Source organism: Phytobacter diazotrophicus (assembly GCF_052061655.1).
Lineage (GTDB): Bacteria > Pseudomonadota > Gammaproteobacteria > Enterobacterales > Enterobacteriaceae > Phytobacter > Phytobacter diazotrophicus.
The window spans coordinates 2,711,362-2,733,190 of sequence record NZ_CM125428.1 but is presented as its reverse complement, the minus strand read 5'-3'; the positions used below and the strand labels follow the sequence as shown (position 1 = coordinate 2,733,190).

The window sequence follows — 21,829 nt, the reverse complement described above, 5'->3', positions numbered from 1 at the left end:
TAACTAACGGTGTCGGTACCCTTCAATCCCCTGAAAAAGTAACATCCCGGCAAGCATGGCCAGCACGAAGATTACCCCCTGAGTGAAACCAGCCCCCAGCAGCACCAGACCAGGGCCGGGGCAGATACCCGCCAGCCCCCAGCCAATGCCAAACAACAGCGACCCACCCACCAGACGTTTATCAATGTGACTGGAGGTGGGCAGATGCATCTTATCGCCACACAGTGGCCGTTTACGTCTGGCCGCCGCGCGAAAGGCAAAGAAGCCAACGCTAATGGCCCCGCCCATCACAAACGCCAGCGAGGGATCCCACACGCGGGTGATATCCAGAAAACCAATGACTTTTGCCGGATTGGCCATACCGCCGACAATCAGCCCGATACCAAACAGCAGACCCGACAATAAGGCAAAAACTTTGTTCATCAGAGCACTCCTTTTACGCTCAGCCACGCCAGAAACCGACCAGCCACACGGTAATAAACGCGGCGGCCATAAAGGTCAGCGTGGCGATCAGTGAACGCACCGACAGCCGCGACAGGCCGCACACACCGTGGCCGCTGGTACAGCCAGAACCGTAACGTGTTCCCACCCCAACAAGAAGACCGGCCACGACCAGCATCGGCCAGGACGCCGTGATGCTAACCGCGGGTAGCGGCGCCACCAGACGCCAGAGCACCGGGGAAAGCACCAGGCCGAGCAGAAACGCTATTCGCCAGCCCTTGTCGTTATTTGCCCGCGACAGCACGCCGCCGAGAATGCCGCTGATCCCGGCGACCCGTCCGCAAAACAGAATCAGCATTGATGCCGCCGCACCAATCACCACTCCACCGATGGCGCTTTCCAGTGGCGTGAAATGTGTCCAGTCAATCATTATTCCCCCTCCTCGTTTTCCGGTGTCGGGCAATAGAGTGTGTAAAGGGTGTTGAGCAATGTCAGCACATCCGGTGCCGCGACCCGGTAGAAGATCTGCTTTCCTTCGCGTCGGGTTTCCACCAGTTGCTGGCGACGCAGCACCCCCAGTTGTTGTGAGAGTGTCGGCTGCGTAATGCCCAGCGCCTGTTCTATCTCGCCCACGGACGCTTCGCCCTGGCTGAGATGGCACAGCAACAGCAGGCGGTCTTCATTGGCCATCGATTTCAGCACCCCTGCCGCTTTCGCGGCAGCGGCGTACATGTGTTGTTTATCGGGTGTCTTCACGGGCGACTTATCCACAACTGCATACAATATACTTTTTAATATATTATTAAATTGCATATTGTTCAATTACATTTTAAGCCAGCAGAAACACCCTTACTGCTGCCTCAACAACCCATGAAATACACAATTCTCCCCATTGTCGGGCTTTGTTACAGATAAAAAGCAGGTCGGAAAATTTAATAAAATTGATTAAAAACAGCAGGATAATATATTTTCAGCCTGTTATGAGATGGTGCCATTAATGTCGCCTTAAGGTTGTTTATTTATATCTGGTTCACCGTTTTCTATGAGGGACATTCCGGTGAAAAATACATTTGCTCGCAGCCAGCGCATCATGCACTGGCTGGTGTTATTGATGATTGTTATCGCCTACGCGGCAATGGAGTTAAAAGGCTTTACCACCAGGGGCAGCACGCCGCGCGCATTGTTGGTTCTCACACATTACACGGCGGGGGTCAGCGTGCTGGTATTAATGGTGGTGCGTGTTGGTCTGAAACTCACCCATCATGATCCGGACATTATTCCGCAGCCGCCGCGCTGGCAGACCATCTCCGCCAAAGCCGTACACGGTTTGCTTTATCTGATGTTTTTAAGTTTGCCGCTGCTCGGGGTACTTTCACTCTATGTCGGGCAGGTGGAATGGTCATTTTTGGGCCTGCAAATGCCCATCGCCGCGGCAAAAAACCCGGAGCTTCAGCACAGCCTGAAATCGGTCCATGAATTGATCGCCAACGCCGGTTATTTCCTGGTGGGCCTGCATGCCGCCGCCGCGCTGTTTCATCACTACATTGTTCGCGATAACACCCTTGAAAGGATGCTGCCTTTTATGCACCCACGCACTAACCGGAAATAGGCTAACAGGGCTCATCACTTTCTGAAGGGTGATGAGCCCCGTTTCAGTCTGCCTTCACCACCACGACACCGGCCTTTTCAAGCGCGGCGATTAACCCGGCATCGGCCTCTTCTTCCACCACCATCGTATTCACCATCTCTACCTCACCGATGACATAAGAAGACGCCGCATTTATTTTTTCTGCGGATGCCAGAACGATGGTCTCTGCCGCACGGCGGGAGAATGCACGTTTGACGCTGGCTTCTTCGTAATCGCCGGTGGTCAGCCCCGCCTCGGCATGTACTCCCGTCACCCCCATAAAAAACAGATCCGCATGGATGGCGGAAATCCCTTCAATAGCGGCAGTTCCGGTGGTGACAACCGAGTGTTTAAAAAGCTTTCCGCCAATCAGAATGACATCGATGCACGGATGTTCCACCAGCGCGAGGGCAATGCTCGGGCTATGGGTTACGACGGTGATGTGCAAATCCGGCGGCAAGAAGGTGATCAGCTCCGCCGTCGTCGTCCCGCCATCAATAATCACTACCTGACCTGGCAGGATCAGTTCAGCCCCCTTCTGCGCCACCCGCTTTTTTGAATCCAGGCGCAGGGATTTGCGCTCGGCGAAGGTGGCTGTCGCTCCCGATGCGGGGAGCGCCCCGCCGTGGACGCGCTGTAATTCCCCCTCTGCCGCCAGTTCACGCAGGTCGCGGCGAATGGTGTCTTCCGATACCGCAAATTGCGTGCTGAGCGTTTTCGACAGCACCTGTCCTTCACGGGCGAGCTGTTCGAGGATAAGGCGCTTGCGTTGGCTGGTAAGCATAAGGCTATTCCTGTTTTTGCACGATTGATCTTGATCATGCACGAAATTGCTGTTTATGATGCCTACTCTACGTATGGAGGTGGTATTGTGCAATCAAAACGTGCAGAAGTACGCATTGAGGACAGCAAAATCCTGTCCGACGACTGGTATACGCTCACCAAATATACCTTTGACCTGCGCCGCCGCGACGGAGAGTGGCAACGACAAAATCGTGAAGTGTATGACCGCGGCAACGGCGCAACGATCCTGCTGTATAACCGCCAGAAGCGTACGGTTATCCTGACCCGTCAGTTTCGTTTTCCGGTCTTTATCAACGGACATGACGGTTACCTGATTGAAGCCGCCGCTGGCCTGCTCGATAACATGGATCCGGAAAACCGCATTAAAGCAGAGGCCGAAGAAGAGACTGGCTATCGCGTGGCGAATGTACAAAAGGTCTTCGAAGCCTTTATGAGCCCCGGTTCTGTCACTGAAAAACTGTTCTTTTACACCGCGGAATACCAATCGGGCGACAAGATAAGCCAGGGCGGGGGTATTGAAGCCGAAGGCGAAGACATTGAAGTCATGGAACTGACACTGGATGACGCCCTTGCGGCCATTGACAGCGGCCTTATCTGCGACGGTAAGACCATCATGCTGCTCTACCATGTCGCGTTAAAAAAAATACTGTGAGGGCATCATGAACCGACAAATCATTCTTATCGCTGGCCCTTATCGCAGTGGAACACAGGGCAAGGCTGACTTAATCGCGCAGAACCTTGCCAGACTTGAAGAGGCCGCGCTGGCGGTCTGGCAACGCGGCCATATTCCGGTGATTGGTGAATGGCTGGCCCTGCCACTGGCAAAAGCCGCGGGTTCCACATCGCACGGTGATGAAATCTGCGAGGCGATGCTCTATCCGGTCGCGCATCGGTTGATAACCCGCTGTGACGCACTCTATCGCATTGCCGGAGAATCCCGCGGGGCGGATATGGATATCGAGGTCGCCAGACAACACGGCCTGACAATTTACCCGTCGCTGGAGAGCATTCCTGCCGTTTAAGACGATCGCAGGTATCGGTCCGTGTGCCGATATCTGCTGTTTCGCCGCCCCGCCTAAGCGTGACACCGTCACATCACTTTTCCCATTATCGTCTATGATCACCTTCGTATGCATTGAGGTGTCGCGTTCTTAAGGCACTTTTCGGCCATTGATCGCTTTTGCATTAAACGAGGTAACTGAATGGAGTCAACATCATTTCATAAAAGCTGGGGTGCCGAATGGCTTGGGAACGGTACCGTCCAGTTTCGTCTCTGGGCATCCGGCCAACCTGGCATTACCCTACGCCTTGCAGGTAAAGACCTGGACATGCGTCCGTGCGACGAGGGCTGGTTTGAGCTTACCGTTGAAAACGTCGCGCCCGGCACGGAATATCAATATGTCCTCCACGATGGTATGACGATCCCCGACCCGGCCTCTCGCGCACAGAAAGCGGATGTCAATGGCCCGTCGCTGGTCATTGACCCCATGCAGTACCGCTGGCAGCACCCGCAGTGGCAGGGGCGTCCGTGGGAAGAAACCGTTGTATATGAACTGCATATCGGCACATTTACCCCGGAAGGCACCCTCCAGGCAGCCATCAGAAAACTGCCTTATCTTGCCGAACTGGGAATTACCCAAATTGAAGTGATGCCCCTGTCGCAGTTTGGCGGCAACCGGGGATGGGGCTACGATGGCGTACTGCTCTACGCACCGCATTCCGCTTACGGCACGCCGGACGATTTCCGCGCTTTTGTCGACGCCGCCCACGGTCTTGGGCTTTCTGTGGTGCTTGATATTGTGCTCAACCACTTTGGCCCGGAAGGCAATTATCTCGCCTTGCTGTCACCCGACTTCTTCGATACCTCCCGTTCCACCCCCTGGGGGGCGGGGATTGCTTATGATGTGGATGCGGCCCGTCGCTATATCGCGGAAGCGCCGCTCTACTGGTTGACCGAGTTTCGCCTTGATGGATTGCGCTTCGATGCCATCGATCAGATTAAGGATAAATCCGAAAAACACATTCTCACTGAGATCGCGCAGCGCATTCGTCAACAGATAACTGACCGTCCCGTTCATCTCACAACAGAAGACAGCCGTAACATCACCGACCTGCACCCGCGCGATGAAGACGGTTCCGTCCCGCTTTTTACCGGTGAATGGAACGACGACCTCCACAATGCCGTACATGTGCTGGCGACGGGCGAAACCCACGCGTATTACCAGGATTTCGCAAACGCCCCTGAACAATGGGTTGCCAGAGCGCTCGCCGAAGGGTTTGCCTATCAGGGTGAAGTCTCCCCGCACAGTGGCGAACCGCGCGGTGTGGACAGCCGGGGCCAGCCGCCCACCGCCTTTGTCGATTTTATCCAGAACCACGATCAGGTGGGTAACCGCGCTTTAGGTGAACGACTGATTAGCCTCGCCGGGCCGGAACGCAGCCAGTGCCTGCTTGCTGCTCTGCTGCTCTCACCGCACATTCCGCTGATCTTTATGGGTGAAGAGTATGGCGAGACGCGGCCTTTCCTGTTCTTTACCGATTTCCATGGCGATCTCGCCCGCGCTGTACGCGAAGGCCGTGCAAACGAATTTGCCGGCCACTCCGGCTATGACGGTGTCGATGTCCCCGATCCCAATGACGAACGCACCTTCACGATGTCGAAACTCAACTGGCAGGCGCAGCAAAGCGCGGAAGGTAAAGCATGGCTGTCTTTAACGCGTGAACTACTGTTGCTGCGTCAGCAGTACATTGTGCCGTTACTCGCCAACGCGACGGGCCATAACGGTACGGTCGTGGATACCGCGCCCGGCTATCTCGCCGTACGCTGGACGTTCCCTGGCGGCACGTTATCGATGGCACTCAATCCCGGCGAACAGGCCCGGCCCGCTCCCGACCTTCCCGGCAAAACGCTGTTTGCCCGCCCCGCTATGACAACCGAACTGCCTCCACACTCGATTGTGGTTCGCCTCGCGTCAGGAGATGCGCAATGACCATTCCAACGGCCACCTACCGTATTCAGTTTCGTAACGGCATGACCTTTGATCGCGCCGCGGCACTGGTGCCCTATCTTAAACGTCTCGGCATGAGCCACCTGTATGCCTCGCCGGTTTTTACCGCCGCCACAGGGTCCACCCACGGTTATGACGTAACAGACGCCAATGAAATCGACCCGGCCATTGGCGGGCGCAAGGGGTTTGATCGCATGGTCAACGCGCTCAAAGAGGCCGGGCTGGGTCTGATCCTCGACATTGTGCCAAACCATATGGCGGCATCGCTGGAAAACCGCTGGTGGCGCGATGTTATCGAACACGGTCCACAGAGCCGTTATGCCCACCATTTTGATATCGACTGGACGCGCCCGCTGACACTGCCTTTCCTGGGCGATACCTTTGAAAATGTGCTGGAGCGTGACGAGATCCGCGTGCAGCCGGACCCGGAAACCGGACATCCCGCCTTTGCCTATTACGACAGTTTTTACCCACTGACGCCCGAAAGCTGGCAAGACGACCCCGACGCGATACTGAATCTGACGGATAAATCAGCCATCAGCACGCTGCATGAGCGGCAACCCTGGCGACTCACCTGCTGGCGTGACGCGCCCCATTCGCTCTCCTACCGCCGCTTTTTTGAGATAACCGGTCTGGTGGGGGTACGTGTTGAAGATAAAACCGTCTTTGATGACACCCACCGGCTGATCCTCGAACTGGTGCATAGCGGCGTTGTTGACGGGCTGCGGGTCGACCATATTGACGGACTGGCAGACCCGAAAGGCTACCTTGACCATTTGCGCCAACAGGCCGGGCCGGACTGCTATATCACCGTGGAGAAGATCCTGGGTGAAGGCGAACAGCTACCCCAGGACTGGCCCATCTCCGGGACCACAGGTTATGAATTTATCGCCGCGTTATCAGACGCACTGGTCGATGGCGACAATATGGAGACCCTGAGCCAGACCTACGAAGAGGTGCTCGGCAGAACGGTCGATATGGCAAACGAGCTGCGGGCCGCGAAGCTGCTGATGTCGGGGCGTAATTTTGAAGGGGAATTCAACACCCTGCTCAGGCTCAGCCTGGAGATTGCCACGGCGGAAGGTGTCGCGCTCGATGAAACCGCCCTCAGTACGGCGCTGCGCGAATTGCTGGTCGCCTTCCCCGTCTACCGTACCTACGGCACCGACAGTGGGCTGCCCCCGGCGGACCATGCTCTGCTGCAAAAGGTGGCCGATTCGGTGAGAGCGCTCGGAACCCTGCCGGATCCTGAGGCACTGGATTTCCTGCAACAGATTCTTGTTGGCGAGGTGAAGGAGAGCACCGCTCATAACGTGCTCACCTTCCGCACCCGCTTTCAGCAACTGACCGGGCCGCTGATGGCAAAATCGGTGGAAGATACCCTCTTTTTCCGTCAGCACATGGCGCTGGCGCTCAATGAAGTGGGCTCTGAACCGCTACCGCGACCGTACGCGCTGGTCGCGTTCCATGAGGCAATGCAAACCCGCCGCGAGCGACAGCCGGATGCCCTGTCGACCACCTCCACCCATGACACCAAACGGGGTGAGGATACCCGCGCCCGGCTTTATACCCTCACCGAAGCGCCCGAACGCTGGGCGCAGTGCGTTGTTCGCTGGCGCGAAATGAACAAGTCCAAAGTGGTGCTGATTGATGACGGCGCCGCGCCGCGCTCCGGCAGCAAATGGATGATCTATCAGGCGCTGGCCGGCGCCTGGCCCGTTACATTACGCCCGGACGATCATAAAGGCCTCAAAGCTCTCGAAGCCCGCTTTCTCCCCTATGTGGAAAAAGCGCTGCGCGAAGAGAAACTGCGTACAAGCTGGGGTGACACCAATGATGCCTACGAACAGGCGGTGCTCGGCTATGTCACTCATCTGCTCTCGGCGGAAAACCAGCCGTTTCTGGTCGATTTCCACCGCTCCCTGCAACCTTTTATTCGCGCCGGACTGGTGAACAGCCTGACCCAGGCAATAATTAAGCTTACTGCGCCCGGCGTACCGGATATTTATCAGGGGAGCGAGGCGTTCAACTTTAGCCTTGTGGATCCCGATAATCGCCGTGAACCGGATTTCTTTGCGCTGGCCAGCGCGCTTGACGATGAGGAAAAGCCGCTCACTACCGATAAAGACGCCTGGTTTAGCGGCAGGACGAAACAGCAGGCCATCGCACTCCTTGCCCGTTTCCGCCAGCAAAAACCGCTGCTGTTTCGCACCGGTGACTATCTGCCGCTTTCAGCGTCAGGTTCACAGGCGAAAAACGTTATCGCCTTTGCCCGTACCACTGGCAAGGAGGCGCTGGTTGTTATCGTTCCGCGCCTGGTCTTCGATTCGCTGGCCGCTCACCCCGACCGGCTCTACCCGCCAGGGTTGGAGACAACGGTCACGCTGCCGGATTCGCTTGCCGGGCGGCGCTATCGGGATCTGTTTACCGGAAAAGAAGAAGACCTGAACGACGGCGTTAACCTGGCGTCAGGTGATGGCAGTCTGCCCGTACGCGTTTTGTATAGTTCATTTTAACCTTTTGTATTTATGGCAAAATCTTAATTCGCGGGAGAAGGAAAAAATGTCAGACGGAAAGTCATTTACCATTACGGCAGGAAATTATCACCAGCTCGGTGCTAATTACGATGGTGAGGGTGTCAACTTCGCGCTCTTTTCCGCCCACGCGCAGCGCGTTGAGCTGTGTCTCTATGCTCCCGATGGCAAACAGGAGATTGCAAGGCTCGATCTGCCGGAGTACACCCATGAAATCTGGCACGGCTACGTTCCCGGACTGAAACCCGGCGCACTGTATGGGTTTCGCGTCCACGGGCCTTACGACCCGGAAAATGGTCACCGTTTTAACCCGCATAAACTGCTGGTTGATCCGTACGCCCGCGAACTGGTTGGCAATGTGGAGTGGAATGAATCGCACTTTGCCTACGACCTGTTACATGAAGATAAAGATCTGACGTTTGATACCCGCGACAGCGGCCCCTATATGCCCAAATGCCGGGTGATCGACCCGAATGAATTTGACTGGCAGGACCAACATCGCCCGGCTATTCCCTGGTCCAGTGCGGTCATTTATGAAACGCACGTGAAGGGCTTTACCCAGCTCAACTCCGCCTTGCCGCAGGAGCTGCGCGGCACCTTTGAAGGCATGGGCCACAAGGCGACGGTGGATTACATCAAAAATCTCGGCATCACCTCGGTTGAACTGCTGCCTATCCACTGGTTTCCGGATGATCAGCACCTTCTGGACAAGGGGCTGAAAAATTTCTGGGGCTATAACACCCTGGGCTTCTTTGCCCCGGCTTCGCGTTATTACGGTCCGAAAGGCATTCAGGGCGTGCGCGATATGGTACGCGCCTTTCATGATGCCGGTATCGAAGTGATCCTCGATGTGGTCTATAACCACACGGCGGAAGGCAACGAACTGGGCCCAACGCTCTCGTTTAAGGGGATCGATAATTTCTCCTACTACCGTACCTTGCCTGAGCAGCATCGCTATTACATTAACGATACCGGTACGGGTAATACGGTGAACACCTCGCATCCACGGGTGCTACAAATGGTGATGGATTCGCTGCGTTACTGGGCAGAGTCGATGCATATCGACGGCTTTCGCTTTGACCTGGGGACCATTCTGGGGCGTGAACCTGAAGGTTTCGACCAGCGCGGCGGCTTTTTTGACGCCATGATGCAGGACCCTTTGCTGTCACGACTGAAATTGATTGGCGAACCCTGGGATATCGGTCCGGGCGGCTATCAGGTAGGTGGGTTCCCGCCAGGCTGGGCCGAGTGGAATGATAAATATCGCGACACGGTGCGTGAATACTGGCATGGCGATAATGTCTCCAGCGATTTCGCCGCCCGCCTGCTGGGCTCCGGCGACCTGTACGATCTGCGCGGACGTCGCCCGTGGGCCAGCGTTAACTTTATTACCGCCCATGACGGCTTCACGCTTAACGATCTGGTGTCATACAACGACAAGCACAACGAAGCCAACGGCGAAGACAATAAAGACGGCCACAACGATAACCGCTCCTGCAACTATGGCGCGGAAGGTCCAACAGAGGATGAAGGCATTAACGCCGTGCGCGAGCGGCAGAAACGTAACTTCCTTGCCACACTGTTCTTCTCGCACGGCACGCCCATGCTGCTTGCGGGCGACGAATTTGGCCGCAGCCAGTTGGGGAACAATAACGGCTACTGTCAGGACAGTGAAATCTCGTGGGTACACTGGGATAACCTGCCGGAAACGGCCAGAACACTGCATGAGTTTACCCGCCACGTCATCAAACTTCGCGCCGACCAGCCACTGCTGCGCCGTGAAAACTGGCGCGATGGCATGGTGATCGAGTGGTTTAACGCCGGAGGCGGTTTCCAGCAGCCGGAACAGTGGGATGAAGGCTCGACGCTCGGTGTCTATATCGGTCGCCCGGACCTGCAAACGGAAAAAGGTATCTGGCACGATGTTCTGATGCTCATTAACCCGTTTGAAGGCAATGTGCCGTTTCGTATTCCGCAGTTTGGCGAAGGTGGCTGGGTGCTGGAGATTTCCACCGCAGAAAACGCCAAACGTGGGCTGGTTATCACCAAAGAGATGGATTTTGAACTGGAGGGCCGCTCTATCGTCCTGTTCAGGCGTCCATAGCGATACTCACCTTCGTTTAGGGCAAATTTAAGTGACACTGTCACTTTAAAAGTCGACCCCCTGAGCAGGCCACGCGCCTGCTCACTTTTAGCCCGCCCGCTTCCTGCTGCCGTTTACGCCCTGCCTGCAACTCTATACACTTCCTGCTTCGCACGACCATACAAGCAAAAACAGATGAACAAAACGCGTATTAACCTTCCCGCCGGTTATTTTGGCATGGTACTGGGCATTATCGGCCTGGGTTTCTCCTGGCGATTTGCCGCCACCATCTGGCCTGTCACCACCCTGCCTGCCGATGTGCTGGTCATTCTCGCAATTCTTATCTGGGCGCTGTTGATGTTTGCGTTCATCACCCGTCTGGTACGCCATACAGGCACCCTGCGTGAGGAGATCGGCCATCCGCTGAAAAGCAGTTTTGTCAGCCTTGTGCCTGCCACCAGTATGCTGGTCGCCATTGGCCTGACACCCTGGTGCTATACGCTTGCCCTGATCCTGTTTCTGGTTGCCGTTACCGCCCAGTTAACCTATTCCGCCTGGCTAACCGCCGGATTATGGCGCGGCACGCACCCGAAAGAGGCCACCACGCCGGGGCTGTATCTGCCTGGCGTGGCGAACAATTTTATCAGCGCCATGGCCTGTGGCGCGCTGGGCTTTACGGATGTCGGCCTGCTCTTTTTAGGCGCCGGCGTTTTCTCCTGGCTGAGTCTCGAACCGGCCATTCTGAGTCGCATGCGTAATCTGGAAGAGATGTCGCCTGCGGTTCGCACCTCGCTTGGCATTCAGATGGCCCCGGCGTTCGTTGCCTGTAGTGCCTGGCTGATGCTGAACGGCGGTCAGGCGGATGTCTTTGCCAAACTGCTCTTTGGTTATGGTCTGCTGCAAACGCTGTATATGATTCGCCTCATCCCCTGGTACAGCGCGCAGCCGTTTAATCCCTCTTTCTGGAGCTTCTCGTTCGGCGTGGCATCGCTGGCGACCACGACCCTGAAACTGGGGCACGGCTCTCCCGACGGCGCACTGCACTGGATCGCCTTCCCGCTGTTTTTCGCCTGTAATCTGGTGATTGGGCTACTGATGGTGAAAACCTTTATGCTGCTGGTACGCGGCAAATTGATCATCCGCGAACAACACCCATGAGTGATAACACCGCCCTTATCTATCGCACCTTTGGTGCGCCAGAAGCGGTGCTGTCACTGCAAAGGGTAGAGGCAGAGGAACTGGCGGCTGACAGGGTGCGGGTCGCAATGGCGCTTTCCCCGGTCAATGCCTCCGATCTGATCCCCATCACCGGCGCGTATCGCCACCGGATCACCCTGCCCGCCATTGCCGGTTATGAAGGTGTGGGCACCGTTGTTCAGGCACCACCGCAAGCCGCCCACCTGCTGGGAAAACGGGTGTTGCCGCTGCGCGGACAGGGCACCTGGCAACGCCTGGTTGACTGCCCGGCGGCCTTTACCGTGCCGGTACCGGACGATATCAGCGATACGCTGGCGGCCAGGGCGTACATCAACCCGCTTGCCGCGCTGTTAATGCTTAATCTCTACCCGCCAGCGGGAAAACATGTGCTGATTACCGCCGCCGGGTCGGATTGCGCCGCCCTGCTCGGCCAGTGGGCGCTCAGGCGTGGAGCGCTGAGCGTCACGGGCGTTCATCGCTCGCCCGTTCATCGGCAAAAGCTGGCTGAATGCGGCATTCACCCGCTTGAGGAGACGCGCGCCGCGGAAATCGAGACCCTGGCGCAAACGACAGATATTGTGTATGACGCCACCGGCGGAAAACTTGCCGACTTACTGCTCTCCTCCATGCGCAAAACGGCGCTGTTTGTCAGCTATGGCCTGCTTTCCGGCCAGCCTTATCGCGTTCTTCCCCACCATCCACCGACCCAGTGGTTCCATATTCGCAACATTCTGGATGCTGTCTCAGCGGCGCAGTGGCAGGCGCTGTTTGCTGAACTCTGGCCGTTACTGCGCCAAAGCCAGCTCAATGACGCCAGCCTCTTTCCGCTGGCTCACTGGCAAGAGGCCATCGCGTTGTATAAAACGCCGGGCAGGACACGCAAACCCCTGCTCGCTTTTTCCGCGAAGACGTAGCGTGATGTAAGAGGCTACCGGGCGTTGAAATACTCAATGGTTTCTCTGACTTTGCGGGCAGCACTTTTCAGGGTATCGATATCCACCGAGCCAATAGCCATGCGCAGCGCGTGCGGTGTGTGAATGGAAGTACTGAACGGTTCTGCGGTGGTCAGTGAAATGTTCTCTTTAAGTAACGCGCTGACCACACGATCCGCGCGTACCTCTTCCTGTAACGGCAGCCAGACAAAATAAGAAGACGGATGGCTTACGCAGTGCAGCGGCGCCAGATACTCACGCGCCACGGCCTGCCGGTAGCGGGCATCCTCCCTTTTTAACTGCTCCAGCCGCGCCACTGTGCCATCCAGCACCCAGCCGCAGACAATCGCCGTCATCAGGGCGGGCGTATTCCATGTGGTTGCCCTTATGGCACGTTCAATACCCTGCTTTTTATCCGCGGGCGCGACCACCATCCCCACGCGCAGTCCGGAGGCCACGTTTTTCGAAAAGCCCGCAAGATAGAGCGTTCTTTCAGGCGCGTAGTGGTGGATGGGCAGCGGCGGATTATCCACCAGCCAGACATAAGTGGCATCTTCGATAATCAGCAGATCGTGTTCGCAGGCGATAGCGGCCATTTCGCGGCGAAACGCATCATTTGCCACCCACCCCAGTGGATTATGCAGCGTGGGCATGGTGTAAATGGTTTTCACCCGACGCTTTTTGCACAGCTTACGCAATGCCTCAGGATCCATCGACTCCCCGCAGGCCGGTACCGCCACCAGTTCCAGATGAAACTGTTCGGCCAGCACCTTAAAGCCGGGGTAGGTCAGCGCGTCAACCGCGACTACATCGCCGGGTTTGAGCAACCCCATCACCGCAACCGCCAGCCCGTGTTGCGTCCCGTTGACAATCATCAGATTCTCAGGGGCTGTCTTTACCCCGAACTGCGCCAGGTAATCAGCAAACACGCTGCGTTCGCTGGTTTTTCCCCCATGCGGCTGATAGCGCAGCAGCGATTCAATATCACCGCTGACCGAAAGCTGGCGCAGCGCGGTTCTCAGTAACTCCGCCTGTTCGGGCAGTGCCGGGTAGTTAAAGCTCAGATCAATCACATCGGAGGCAATCGCATGACGATCGATACCCTGCCCGCGCGGCAGCATGATTTCTCTGACGAACGTCCCGCGCCCCGTCTCACCGCTGACCAGCCCCATGGCCTCCAGTTCCGCATAGACGCGGGTCGCCGTGACCAGCGAAATATGGTGCTGCGCCGACAAAACGCGGTGCGTCGGTAACCGTGTTCCGGCTACCAGTTCACCGGATGTGATGGCCCTGGCAAACTCGTCAACGAGGCTTTTGTAGCGTGCTTTCACGATTGTATCCATGACAATAATTTGATTGTCATGGATTCTCAGCCGTATGCTCAGTGCTGTCAATCAGGTTCAGATAACAATAACGCTACATTGAGGTGCACTGTGCAAGAGAAGCAAGACAACCCGCCCCTGAGCGGCTGGATAAATGGCTTTATCGGTATGATCATTTTTAGCGGTTCGCTTCCGGCCACCCGCGCCGCGGTACTGGATTTCGATCCCCTGTTTCTCACCGTCGCCCGCGCCTCTATCGCCGGTCTGCTGGCCTTATTTCTGGTCATCACCCTGCGGGGAAAACGCCCGAACGGCGCCCAGGTGCTCTCTCTGATGGTGGTCGCACTTGGCGTGGTGGTTGGCTTTCCTCTGCTTACCGCCTTTGCCCTGCAACATGTAACCTCGGCGCACTCCATCGTGTTTCTCGGTCTGCTGCCGCTCGCTACCGCCATTTTCGGCGTTCTGCGCGGCGGTGAAAGGCCACGTCCGGCCTTCTGGATTTTTTCAGGTCTGGGCAGTTTACTGGTGACCGGGTTTGCTTTAAGTCAGGACATTGCCGTTTCGGCGGTGGGCGATTTACTGATGCTGGCGGCGGTGGTTGTCTGCGGCCAGGGCTATGCTGAAGGTGCCCGCTTAACGCGGATACTCGGCGGCTGGCAGGTGATCAGTTGGGCGCTTATCATTGCGCTGCCGTTAATGTTAACCGTTGCCGTGTTAACCCGCCCGGCCAGCTTTTCAGGGATCAGCGAACCCGCATGGTTTTCATTGGGTTATGTCTCATTGTTCAGCATGCTGATTGGTTTTGTGTTCTGGTATAAAGGGCTGGCGCAAGGGGGCATCGCCGCTGTCGGGCAGCTACAGCTCCTGCAACCCTTTTTTGCACTGGCGCTGGCGGCGACGTTTTTACAAGAGTCCGTCAGCGTCATGATGATCCTGGTCACTATGGGGGTCATTGTTTGCGTGGCAGGATCACGCAGGTTTGCACGTTAACCGGTTTATCTGAGCGCTTATGCCTGGTATAAGTGCCTTTTTCACGGCAGGAGGAGCAGTATGCTAAGAGGTCTGAGTGCCTTTCCACTCACCCCTATTACCAACAACAACGTGGATGAAGCCGCGTTTGTTCATCTGATTACTAACCTTGTTGCAGCGGGCGTGGACTCCATCGGCGCAGTGGGTTCGACAGGCAGCTATGCCTATCTCACGCGCGATGAGCGTCGCCGCGTGGCAGAGCTGGCCGTGCAGCACGCCGAAGGGATTCCGGTGCTGGTGAGCATCGGCGCGATCCGCCTGGACGATGTGCTGGCGATTGCCGAAGACGCACAGCGCGTCGGGGTGAAGGCCGTTATGATGGCCCCGGTCTCCTATCAACAGCTTAATGCGGAAGAGGTTTATACACTTTACGAAACCGTCACCCGCCACCTTTCTGTGCCGCTGTGTCTCTACGATAACCCTGCGACCACCGGTTTTGCCTTTACGGATGACTTACTCGTTGAGATTGCCGCGCTTCCCGCCGTCTCTTCAATCAAGCTTTCTGCGGTCTCTACCGATCCCACGAAAGGCAAAGAGCGCCTTGACGATTTACGCGCACGCATTCCCGCATCCGTCACCATTGGGATCAGCGGTGACTGGCAGGCCGCAACCGGCTTCGCGGCCGGGTGCGATGTCTGGTATTCGGTGATTGGCGGGCTTTTCCCACAGGTAAGCCTGGCCCTCACCCGCGCCGCGCGAGCGGGGAATCATCGTCTTGCAGGCGAACTGTCCGACCAGCTAGAACCGCTGTGGCAACTGTTTCGTATTCACCGCAGCCTGCGAGTGATGGCGGCGGCGGCGGAAATCATGGGCGTGGTCGGCCCTTCCTGTCTGCCTTTTCCTCTGCGCCCACTGGCAGGCGAAGATAAAGAGCACCTGCACGCGGTCCTCAAGTCCACCGGCCTGGTGTAGCGTTTTCTACGGGCAGGCCTGCGCGTCGGTCTGCCCGTTTAGCACCTTCGCTTGTTACACCTTCACCACCGCTTTATTTTTATCCAGTAAAAAAGGACGCAAATACCCTACCGTGTTGGATAACAAAATAACCTCCTCCGGCAGGTCTATTTTCAGTACATCAGTGACATAGTTGCGACGCGCCTGCATACGCGCCCACACCTGCGGGTAATCCTGCGCCAGTTCATCGCGCAGCGCCTCATCGGCCAGGCCAACGGTATCTTCAATGCTACAGCCGCCATAACCCGGCACCGAGGGAATAATATCGATTTGCAGCAGCATACCGCTTTCCAGGCGGGCCGTTGAACCGGGGTAAATCGGCGAACTTAACCACTCTTCATCGGCAACCAGATGGCCAGGATTGAGATGCCAGTGCCAGCGATCTTTAGGTAACACCGACTCCACCAGGCGGTAGACTTCTGCGCCCGTCACGCCTGGGCGGATAAACTCAAGCCACTGGACTACGGTGTGATAATAGGGAATGGCCACACGGGTCAGATAATCTGCAACCGGCTCCGCCAGCTCATTTTCACTGGCGACAACCCAGGCTGCACGGCTGGTTAACCCGCCTTTATAACCGACGGTCAGAGAAAATTTATCGCCGCGAGCGATAATCTTGTCCGTTGGGTAGAGACAGGCATTGGTAAATCGGTCGCCGGTGGCGGCAATCATCACCACATTGTTGGGCTGCCCCCAACCTGCCAGAAGGTGCCCTATCTCTTTTTCACGCCGCCCTGGCTCAACGGCATTGAGCGCCGTCAGTACCTGCGTGGAGGCGAGGTTTGCGCCGTACTCATAAAACGCAATTTCGCAGGCGCTGTTCAGCCGCCGTACGCCCCGCTCCGGGGAGATAAACAGCCCGGTAGCATTGCGCACATTGTCCCGCCCGCCTGCCGCGCTGAACACCGCATCGAGAATAAACGCCGGAACATCAAACAGCGCTGAATCACCGGTGAATAATTTCCAGCCCACGACACCCACCCTGGCAGCAGCCGTGATGCCGCACGAGGCGAGCACCCCGGCCAACGGCGCATCTCCGTCCATCGGCTGGTTGGGTAATGAGAACAGCGGCGTGTGCAGGCATTTGCCGCCGTTACGCGCAAAGGGCACCAGCTTGAGGTTTTCATTGCCCATGATGTAGCTCAGCTCGCCATCGGCATTAACGACCAGCAATGCTTCTTCGAAACGGGGAATAAACCCGGCAAGATACTCAAAATTGGCGCCGTGCTCTTTGTCGGCATAGATAACCAGATGGGTAAAACCACTGGCCTGCATCGCCAGCAGGACATTACGCAAGCGCTGTTTCATGGTGTCGTCAGAAAGGACGGGGTAAGCAATATCCGGGTAGGTTTGCGGCGCAGGTATCGTCTGTACGTGATAGCGCGGAACCGTTGTCATGGCGTCATTCCTTATGCGGCGGGAAAAGATCCTGATTGCTCTACGCCGTTGTGTTGACCAGAGCATTCTGACCATCAATACGTTGCGACAACATATCATGGAACAGACGGGTCGCCATGGATAACGTCCGTTGACGGGGTAAACAGAGATCGACCTTCACTTTTCCCATCAGGGGATCGGCCAGCGGTACCGCCACAAACATTGCCTGCGCGTCCGGTTCCTGATGATGTAACTGGGGCAAAATAAGTAGCGTCCGGCCCTGCAGCGCCAGGGTCTTTTGCACCTCCATCGAACTGGTAATAAAGCGCATATCGAAGTGGACGGCTTCGCGCCGGGCGGCAGATTCCAGTAACTGGCGCACCGCATAGTTGGCGGGAGGAATGGCAATCGGATGGGCGGCAATCTCTTTGAGGGTCAGACGCGGCTTCGTCGCCAGCGGATGGTGGGCGGCCATCAGAACCTTATGTTCCAGATGACAGCAATGCGTCACCTGAATCTCCGCACTGACCGGGGTATAAAAGGCCAGCGCCACATCCGCGTGTCCGCGAATAAGCTGTTCGGCAATGTACGGGGCGCTGCCGGTGTCAATCTCGAACGACACCTCCGGGTTATGCTGACCAAATGCCTCAATGACGGGCGCGATAAACAGCGCGACCAGGCTCTCGGCGGCGCAAATTTTTACCGTACCGGACACCACGCTGCGCCTTGAGGTGATGCGCGCCTTCACCGACTCCAGTTCACGCAATGTGGCGTCCACCGCCTGCGCCAGAAGCTCCCCTTCACGGGTCAGTTTAATCCCCCTCGGGCCTCGTTCAATCAATGCCGCGCCATAATAGTGTTCCAGAATATCGATTTGTCGCGTCACTGCCCCTGGCGCAACAAACAATTTATCAGCAGCCTCACGAAAAGAAGCAGACTTTGCGACCTGACTAAAATATTTCAGCGCCCGTAATTGCATTGTCTCTCCCGTTGGATGAATCCATTGAAGCGACCTTATTACGCTGGCGAAATATTGGCAAACATCGACATAATTAGCGCCACATTGCACTTTTAGTAAGCACGGAGCGCCATTTTTGTGCATTCACTGAGCTATTCAAATCGTCATTACGCCACAATGGCCTGAATATGCGGCATGACCGCTGATTTATCGCTGCCCCATTCCGTAATCGGGTTTACGAACCAGGCACATTTTAAGTGCACTCGACGAGGTGAATATTTACCGCAGGAGAATCCCATCTCAAACGAAAAACAAATTCCATAATAAAAACAGGTAATTAAATTTAACCATATTATTTTCTTATTCGCTTAGCCTGCCGTGAGTGCATACATTTTTTAAACACTGCCTTCCTTCGCCTAATTGTGATAGTGAGCTGATCTGCGCCCTGTTATATGTCTGCTATGTCTTTTCACGTTTCACTTCGCCTGAACACATTGAGGAAGGCCATACGATGACAAACGAAATAAGTCATAGCGCGATAAAACCCAAAGCATCACGCAAAGAGGTGGTGGCTGTTGTGCTTGGCGCTGCGGTTGAATTTTTCGATTTCAGTGCTTATGCCACCTTTGCCGTGATGATCGGCAATATTTTCTTCCCCTCTGATAACCCCTTCACCAGTCTTTTATTGTCGGTCTCTGTGTTTGGTATCGGCTTTATTGTCCGCCCGCTCGGCGCCATATTTATTGGCAGCTATGCCGACCGTGTAGGACGTAAACCGGCGATGCTGCTCACCATGGTTTTTATGACCATCGGCACCGGTGGGCTGGTCTTTCTGCCCGGTTATGAAACGATTGGCATGGCGGCCCCTATCCTGCTGGTGATTGTCCGCATGCTGCAAGGGCTGGCCTGGGGTGGCGAAGCTGGCCCCGCGACAACCTTTATTATGGAGGCGGCGCCAGAAGGCAAACGGGCCTTCTACACCAGTTGGCAAATTGTCGCCCAGGGGCTGGCAGGCATCAGCGCCGGGGTGATTGGTTATACGCTGACGGTCATCCTGACGCCGGAGCAACTGTCGGCCTGGGGCTGGCGCGTGCCTTTTGCTTTTGGACTGATCATCCTGCCCATTGCCATCTACCTGCGCCGTAACCTTAACGAGACCTTCACCACTGAGAACAGCGACGCCAGCAAGTCCACAGGCAGTCTGCTCGGTGACGTGATGCGTAACTACCGTGGCCTGATTCTGGTGGGTATTTTTATTCTTTCAGGCAGTACCATCACGCAATATTTCCTCAATTACATGACCACCTATGCCCTGAAAGAGCTGGCTTTTGCGCCAGGCACGGCCATGGCGTCGACCATTCTTATCGGCGTGTGCGTGGTGGTGTTTTCCCTGGTGGGTGGCTGGATGGCGGACCGCTTCGGGCGCAAGATGACCATTATCGCGCCGCGTCTGATTCTGCTGCTCTTGCTGCTACCAGGCCTTGAGATGATCAATGCCTGGCGCAGTGAAGGCGTTTTCTTTGCCATCATCACCCTCTTTGCCGCTCTGCAATGTATCAGCGGCGCCGGCGTGCTGGTGGTGCTGTGCGAAAACTTCCCGCGCTATATCCGCTCAACCGGTTTTTCCATCACCTTTGCCTTTGGCATCACCCTGTTTGGCGGGACGGCGCAAATTGTCTTCTCGTGGCTGATTAAATGGACCGGCGACCCGGTTTCTCCAGGTTACTACCTCATCGCCGCCAATATCCTCTGCCTGGTGGCGACACTGATGCTCAAAGAACGTGCCCCTCATAAGGCCACCCGCCGCCTCAAAGCGCCGCAGGGCAAGATCCAGTTTGCGAAGGAGAAATCACAATGAACACCGTACTGAGCTGGGATGAGTGGGCCGCCTGCGATGCCACCGCGCTGGCTGAACTGGTCGAGCGCGGCGACGTCAGCGCCCGTGAACTGGCGCTACAGGCACAGGCCGCGACGCTGCGGATTAACCCGCAAATCAGTGCTGTCGTGGAACTGTTTGATGATGCCATCCACCAACCGGAAACCGACGGCACCTGTCTGGAGGGCGCGTTTAAAGGGGTTCCCTTCCTGATGAAAGACTTAGGGCCGGGGGTAAAGGGGCGTTTGCAGGAGCAAGGCTCCGCGTTTATGCGTGGCAATCGTCCGGATGAAGACGCCTTTTTGACCACGAAAATACGCCATGCCGGGCTTAATATTATTGGCCGCAGCGCCACGCCGGAGTTTGGCGTCTGCGGATCGGCGGAAAACCCGGCGATTTACGTAACGCGCAGCCCGTGGAACCCGCAATACACCACCTTTGGCTCCTCTGCCGGGGCATGCGCGTCGGTGGCCGCCGGGATTATTCCCCTCGCCCATGCCACCGATGGCGGTGGCTCCATTCGCATACCGGCGGGGGCCAATGGGCTTGTTGGCCTGAAAAGTAGTCGGGGCGTCTTTTCAATTGGCCCGGCACTGTCGGATATCACCGGGTATGTCTCAACGCAAGGCTGTGTGAGTCGCAGCGTGCGCGACACGGCCCGCTTTGTCGATAGCTGCCGGGGCGGCGCACCGGGCGAGTTTATGCCTTACTGGCAGCCCCCGCAGCCCTATAGCGAGATGATCACCCGCGATCCTACGCCGCTGCGTATTGCCGTGTCCCACGAATGGGGTAATTACCGCGCAACGCCGTACTTTGTCGAAGAGCTGGAGAAAACGACGCGCCTGCTTGAGGAACTGGGGCATCAGGTGGAATGGGTGACGCCAGATATCCCCTTCGAAGAGGCCTTTGCCGCACAGACCGCCTGCTATATCAGCAATTTTGCGCAGTTTATTCAGCGGCTGCTGGAGAAAAACGATCTTAGCGTCCCACCGGAGGATAAAATCGAGCCGATGAATATCCGCATCTGGCAAAAAGGGATAACGATGTCCTACAGCGAGCGCTGGAAAATGCAGGATGCGTTTAACCAGATTTCCCGCAAGCTGGGGGCATTTTTCCAGACATGGGATCTGATCCTGACGCCGACGTTTTCCAAACCGACGCCGCTACTCGGTGAGAAAAAGTACCTGACGCTCAGCGATAACCCGGACGTGATGGACTGGTTTTATTCCCTGTGGGATATCTTCTCCTATACCCCGCTTGCCAGTTTAACCGGCACGCCCGGTATTTCGTTGCCGCTGGCCTGGCAACAATCCGGCTTGCCGCTCGGCATGCATTTCCAGACGCGCCAGGGTAACGACGGGCTGCTGCTGCAACTGGCGGCCCAGCTTGAGCGCGCCTTCGGCGGGCGATTTATCAGTAACACCACGCCGCAGGTGCATGTTACGCGTTAATTCAATAAATGGGAGACTGTAGCCGTCGGATTAACAATTTTTACGTCGGCTACAGTCCACTGCCACTCTTCTACTTTCGTTGTTATTGACCGCCATACTTGCCCTAAAAAGTGCTCAGGGTTAAATTAGTTACCCCTTCAAAACAATATGTTGAATGGGTCTCGATTTATTCAGGAATGCAGCACCTCCATTGCTTTTTCGACCGTTATTGGCAGGGATTTTTGCCATTAAATGCTTCC

General features: G+C 56.4%; 19 protein-coding genes. 12 read left to right on the top strand and 7 right to left on the bottom strand.

From position 1 onward, the window contains the following. Window positions 1-3 precede the first annotated feature (3 nt). From ACS0RQ_RS13410 to ACS0RQ_RS13400, 3 genes are read right to left on the bottom strand one after another with little or no spacing between them, the layout of a single operon-like run. Window positions 4-423: a YeeE/YedE family protein gene (locus ACS0RQ_RS13410; RefSeq protein WP_271851399.1), complete on the bottom strand. Its 420-nt coding sequence runs from the start codon at window positions 421-423 to the stop codon at window positions 4-6. A gap of 19 nt (window positions 424-442) precedes the next feature. Beyond that, window positions 443-874 (bottom strand): YeeE/YedE family protein, encoded by a 432-nt coding sequence (locus ACS0RQ_RS13405; RefSeq protein WP_271851414.1) that lies wholly within the window; start codon window positions 872-874, stop codon window positions 443-445. Next, window positions 871-1,173: an ArsR/SmtB family transcription factor gene (locus tag ACS0RQ_RS13400; RefSeq protein WP_039078988.1), complete on the bottom strand. Its 303-nt coding sequence runs from the start codon at window positions 1,171-1,173 to the stop codon at window positions 871-873. The genes ACS0RQ_RS13405 and ACS0RQ_RS13400 overlap by 4 nt, the downstream gene beginning before the upstream one ends. Before the next feature lie 325 nt (window positions 1,174-1,498). Between ACS0RQ_RS13400 and cybB the strand changes: the two genes are divergently transcribed. After that, complete coding sequence (gene cybB, locus ACS0RQ_RS13395) at window positions 1,499-2,050, top strand: cytochrome b561 (RefSeq protein ID WP_271851398.1); 552 nt, start codon at window positions 1,499-1,501, stop codon at window positions 2,048-2,050. Window positions 2,051-2,093: 43 nt separating this feature from the next. Here cybB and ACS0RQ_RS13390 read toward each other — a convergent pair whose 3' ends face one another. After that, window positions 2,094-2,852, bottom strand: a complete 759-nt coding sequence (locus ACS0RQ_RS13390) for a DeoR/GlpR family DNA-binding transcription regulator (RefSeq protein ID WP_271851397.1) — start codon at window positions 2,850-2,852, stop codon at window positions 2,094-2,096. An 87-nt stretch (window positions 2,853-2,939) separates the two neighbouring features. Between ACS0RQ_RS13390 and ACS0RQ_RS13385 the strand changes: the two genes are divergently transcribed. The 7 genes from ACS0RQ_RS13385 (at window position 2,940) to ACS0RQ_RS13355 (ending at window position 12,608) form a co-directional block, all read left to right on the top strand. Beyond that, window positions 2,940-3,524, top strand: a complete 585-nt coding sequence (locus ACS0RQ_RS13385; protein ID WP_178107404.1) for an NUDIX hydrolase — start codon at window positions 2,940-2,942, stop codon at window positions 3,522-3,524. 7 nt (window positions 3,525-3,531) lie between these two features. After that, complete coding sequence (locus ACS0RQ_RS13380; protein WP_079497400.1) at window positions 3,532-3,894, top strand: NUDIX hydrolase; 363 nt, start codon at window positions 3,532-3,534, stop codon at window positions 3,892-3,894. A 180-nt stretch (window positions 3,895-4,074) separates the two neighbouring features. After that, the gene (gene treZ, locus ACS0RQ_RS13375; protein WP_271851395.1) at window positions 4,075-5,862 is read left to right on the top strand and encodes a malto-oligosyltrehalose trehalohydrolase; all 1,788 of its coding nucleotides are present in this window, start codon (window positions 4,075-4,077) and stop codon (window positions 5,860-5,862) included. After that, window positions 5,859-8,396: a malto-oligosyltrehalose synthase gene (treY, locus tag ACS0RQ_RS13370; RefSeq protein ID WP_271851393.1), complete on the top strand. Its 2,538-nt coding sequence runs from the start codon at window positions 5,859-5,861 to the stop codon at window positions 8,394-8,396. Before treZ ends, treY begins: the two co-directional genes overlap by 4 nt. Window positions 8,397-8,442: 46 nt before the next feature. Further along, a complete protein-coding gene (gene glgX / locus ACS0RQ_RS13365; protein WP_079497396.1) occupies window positions 8,443-10,518 on the top strand; it encodes a glycogen debranching protein GlgX in 2,076 nt (691 codons plus the stop codon). A 174-nt stretch (window positions 10,519-10,692) separates the two neighbouring features. Then, on the top strand, window positions 10,693-11,655 hold the full coding sequence (tehA, locus tag ACS0RQ_RS13360) for a dicarboxylate transporter/tellurite-resistance protein TehA (protein WP_271851392.1): 963 nt from the start codon (window positions 10,693-10,695) through the stop codon (window positions 11,653-11,655). Further along, the gene (locus ACS0RQ_RS13355; RefSeq protein ID WP_271851391.1) at window positions 11,652-12,608 is read left to right on the top strand and encodes a zinc-dependent alcohol dehydrogenase family protein; all 957 of its coding nucleotides are present in this window, start codon (window positions 11,652-11,654) and stop codon (window positions 12,606-12,608) included. The genes tehA and ACS0RQ_RS13355 overlap by 4 nt, the downstream gene beginning before the upstream one ends. A gap of 14 nt (window positions 12,609-12,622) precedes the next feature. Here the strand turns inward: ACS0RQ_RS13355 and ACS0RQ_RS13350 are convergent, their stop codons facing one another. Beyond that, window positions 12,623-13,957 (bottom strand): aminotransferase-like domain-containing protein, encoded by a 1,335-nt coding sequence (locus tag ACS0RQ_RS13350; protein WP_271851390.1) that lies wholly within the window; start codon window positions 13,955-13,957, stop codon window positions 12,623-12,625. Between the two features lie 159 nt (window positions 13,958-14,116). Between ACS0RQ_RS13350 and ACS0RQ_RS13345 the strand changes: the two genes are divergently transcribed. Together ACS0RQ_RS13345 and ACS0RQ_RS13340 are read left to right on the top strand one after the other, a co-directional pair. Beyond that, window positions 14,117-14,938 (top strand): DMT family transporter, encoded by an 822-nt coding sequence (locus ACS0RQ_RS13345; RefSeq protein WP_499079328.1) that lies wholly within the window; start codon window positions 14,117-14,119, stop codon window positions 14,936-14,938. 60 nt (window positions 14,939-14,998) lie between these two features. Further along, the gene (locus ACS0RQ_RS13340) at window positions 14,999-15,889 is read left to right on the top strand and encodes a dihydrodipicolinate synthase family protein (protein ID WP_271851388.1); all 891 of its coding nucleotides are present in this window, start codon (window positions 14,999-15,001) and stop codon (window positions 15,887-15,889) included. A gap of 54 nt (window positions 15,890-15,943) precedes the next feature. On the opposite strand, the gene ACS0RQ_RS13335 is transcribed toward ACS0RQ_RS13340, so the two are convergent. Both ACS0RQ_RS13335 and ACS0RQ_RS13330 read right to left on the bottom strand, forming a co-directional pair. Beyond that, window positions 15,944-17,326, bottom strand: coding sequence for a M24 family metallopeptidase (locus ACS0RQ_RS13335; RefSeq protein WP_271851387.1), 1,383 nt, complete (start codon window positions 17,324-17,326; stop codon window positions 15,944-15,946). A gap of 40 nt (window positions 17,327-17,366) precedes the next feature. Next, window positions 17,367-18,284, bottom strand: coding sequence for a LysR family transcriptional regulator (locus tag ACS0RQ_RS13330; protein ID WP_039078973.1), 918 nt, complete (start codon window positions 18,282-18,284; stop codon window positions 17,367-17,369). Window positions 18,285-18,645: 361 nt separating this feature from the next. Between ACS0RQ_RS13330 and ACS0RQ_RS13325 the strand changes: the two genes are divergently transcribed. Both ACS0RQ_RS13325 and ACS0RQ_RS13320 read left to right on the top strand, forming a co-directional pair. Continuing rightward, entirely contained in the window at window positions 18,646-20,121 is a 1,476-nt protein-coding gene (locus ACS0RQ_RS13325) for an MFS transporter (RefSeq protein ID WP_271851385.1), read from the top strand. Then, entirely contained in the window at window positions 20,118-21,590 is a 1,473-nt protein-coding gene (locus tag ACS0RQ_RS13320) for an amidase (RefSeq protein WP_271851384.1), read from the top strand. Before ACS0RQ_RS13325 ends, ACS0RQ_RS13320 begins: the two co-directional genes overlap by 4 nt. The last annotated feature ends 239 nt before the right edge of the window (window positions 21,591-21,829 follow it).

Coding starts and splice junctions, on each gene's coding strand:
- ACS0RQ_RS13410 (WP_271851399.1), bottom strand. CDS start 423: ATGAACAAAGTTTTTGCCTTATTGTCGGGTCTGCTGTTTGGTATCGGG.
- ACS0RQ_RS13400 (WP_039078988.1), bottom strand. CDS start 1,173: ATGTACGCCGCTGCCGCGAAAGCGGCAGGGGTGCTGAAATCGATGGCC.
- ACS0RQ_RS13390 (WP_271851397.1), bottom strand. CDS start 2,852: ATGCTTACCAGCCAACGCAAGCGCCTTATCCTCGAACAGCTCGCCCGT.
- ACS0RQ_RS13380 (WP_079497400.1), top strand. CDS start 3,532: ATGAACCGACAAATCATTCTTATCGCTGGCCCTTATCGCAGTGGAACA.
- treZ (WP_271851395.1), top strand. CDS start 4,075: ATGGAGTCAACATCATTTCATAAAAGCTGGGGTGCCGAATGGCTTGGG.
- treY (WP_271851393.1), top strand. CDS start 5,859: ATGACCATTCCAACGGCCACCTACCGTATTCAGTTTCGTAACGGCATG.
- glgX (WP_079497396.1), top strand. CDS start 8,443: ATGTCAGACGGAAAGTCATTTACCATTACGGCAGGAAATTATCACCAG.
- tehA (WP_271851392.1), top strand. CDS start 10,693: ATGAACAAAACGCGTATTAACCTTCCCGCCGGTTATTTTGGCATGGTA.
- ACS0RQ_RS13355 (WP_271851391.1), top strand. CDS start 11,652: ATGAGTGATAACACCGCCCTTATCTATCGCACCTTTGGTGCGCCAGAA.
- ACS0RQ_RS13345 (WP_499079328.1), top strand. CDS start 14,117: ATGATCATTTTTAGCGGTTCGCTTCCGGCCACCCGCGCCGCGGTACTG.
- ACS0RQ_RS13340 (WP_271851388.1), top strand. CDS start 14,999: ATGCTAAGAGGTCTGAGTGCCTTTCCACTCACCCCTATTACCAACAAC.
- ACS0RQ_RS13335 (WP_271851387.1), bottom strand. CDS start 17,326: ATGACAACGGTTCCGCGCTATCACGTACAGACGATACCTGCGCCGCAA.
- ACS0RQ_RS13330 (WP_039078973.1), bottom strand. CDS start 18,284: ATGCAATTACGGGCGCTGAAATATTTTAGTCAGGTCGCAAAGTCTGCT.
- ACS0RQ_RS13320 (WP_271851384.1), top strand. CDS start 20,118: ATGAACACCGTACTGAGCTGGGATGAGTGGGCCGCCTGCGATGCCACC.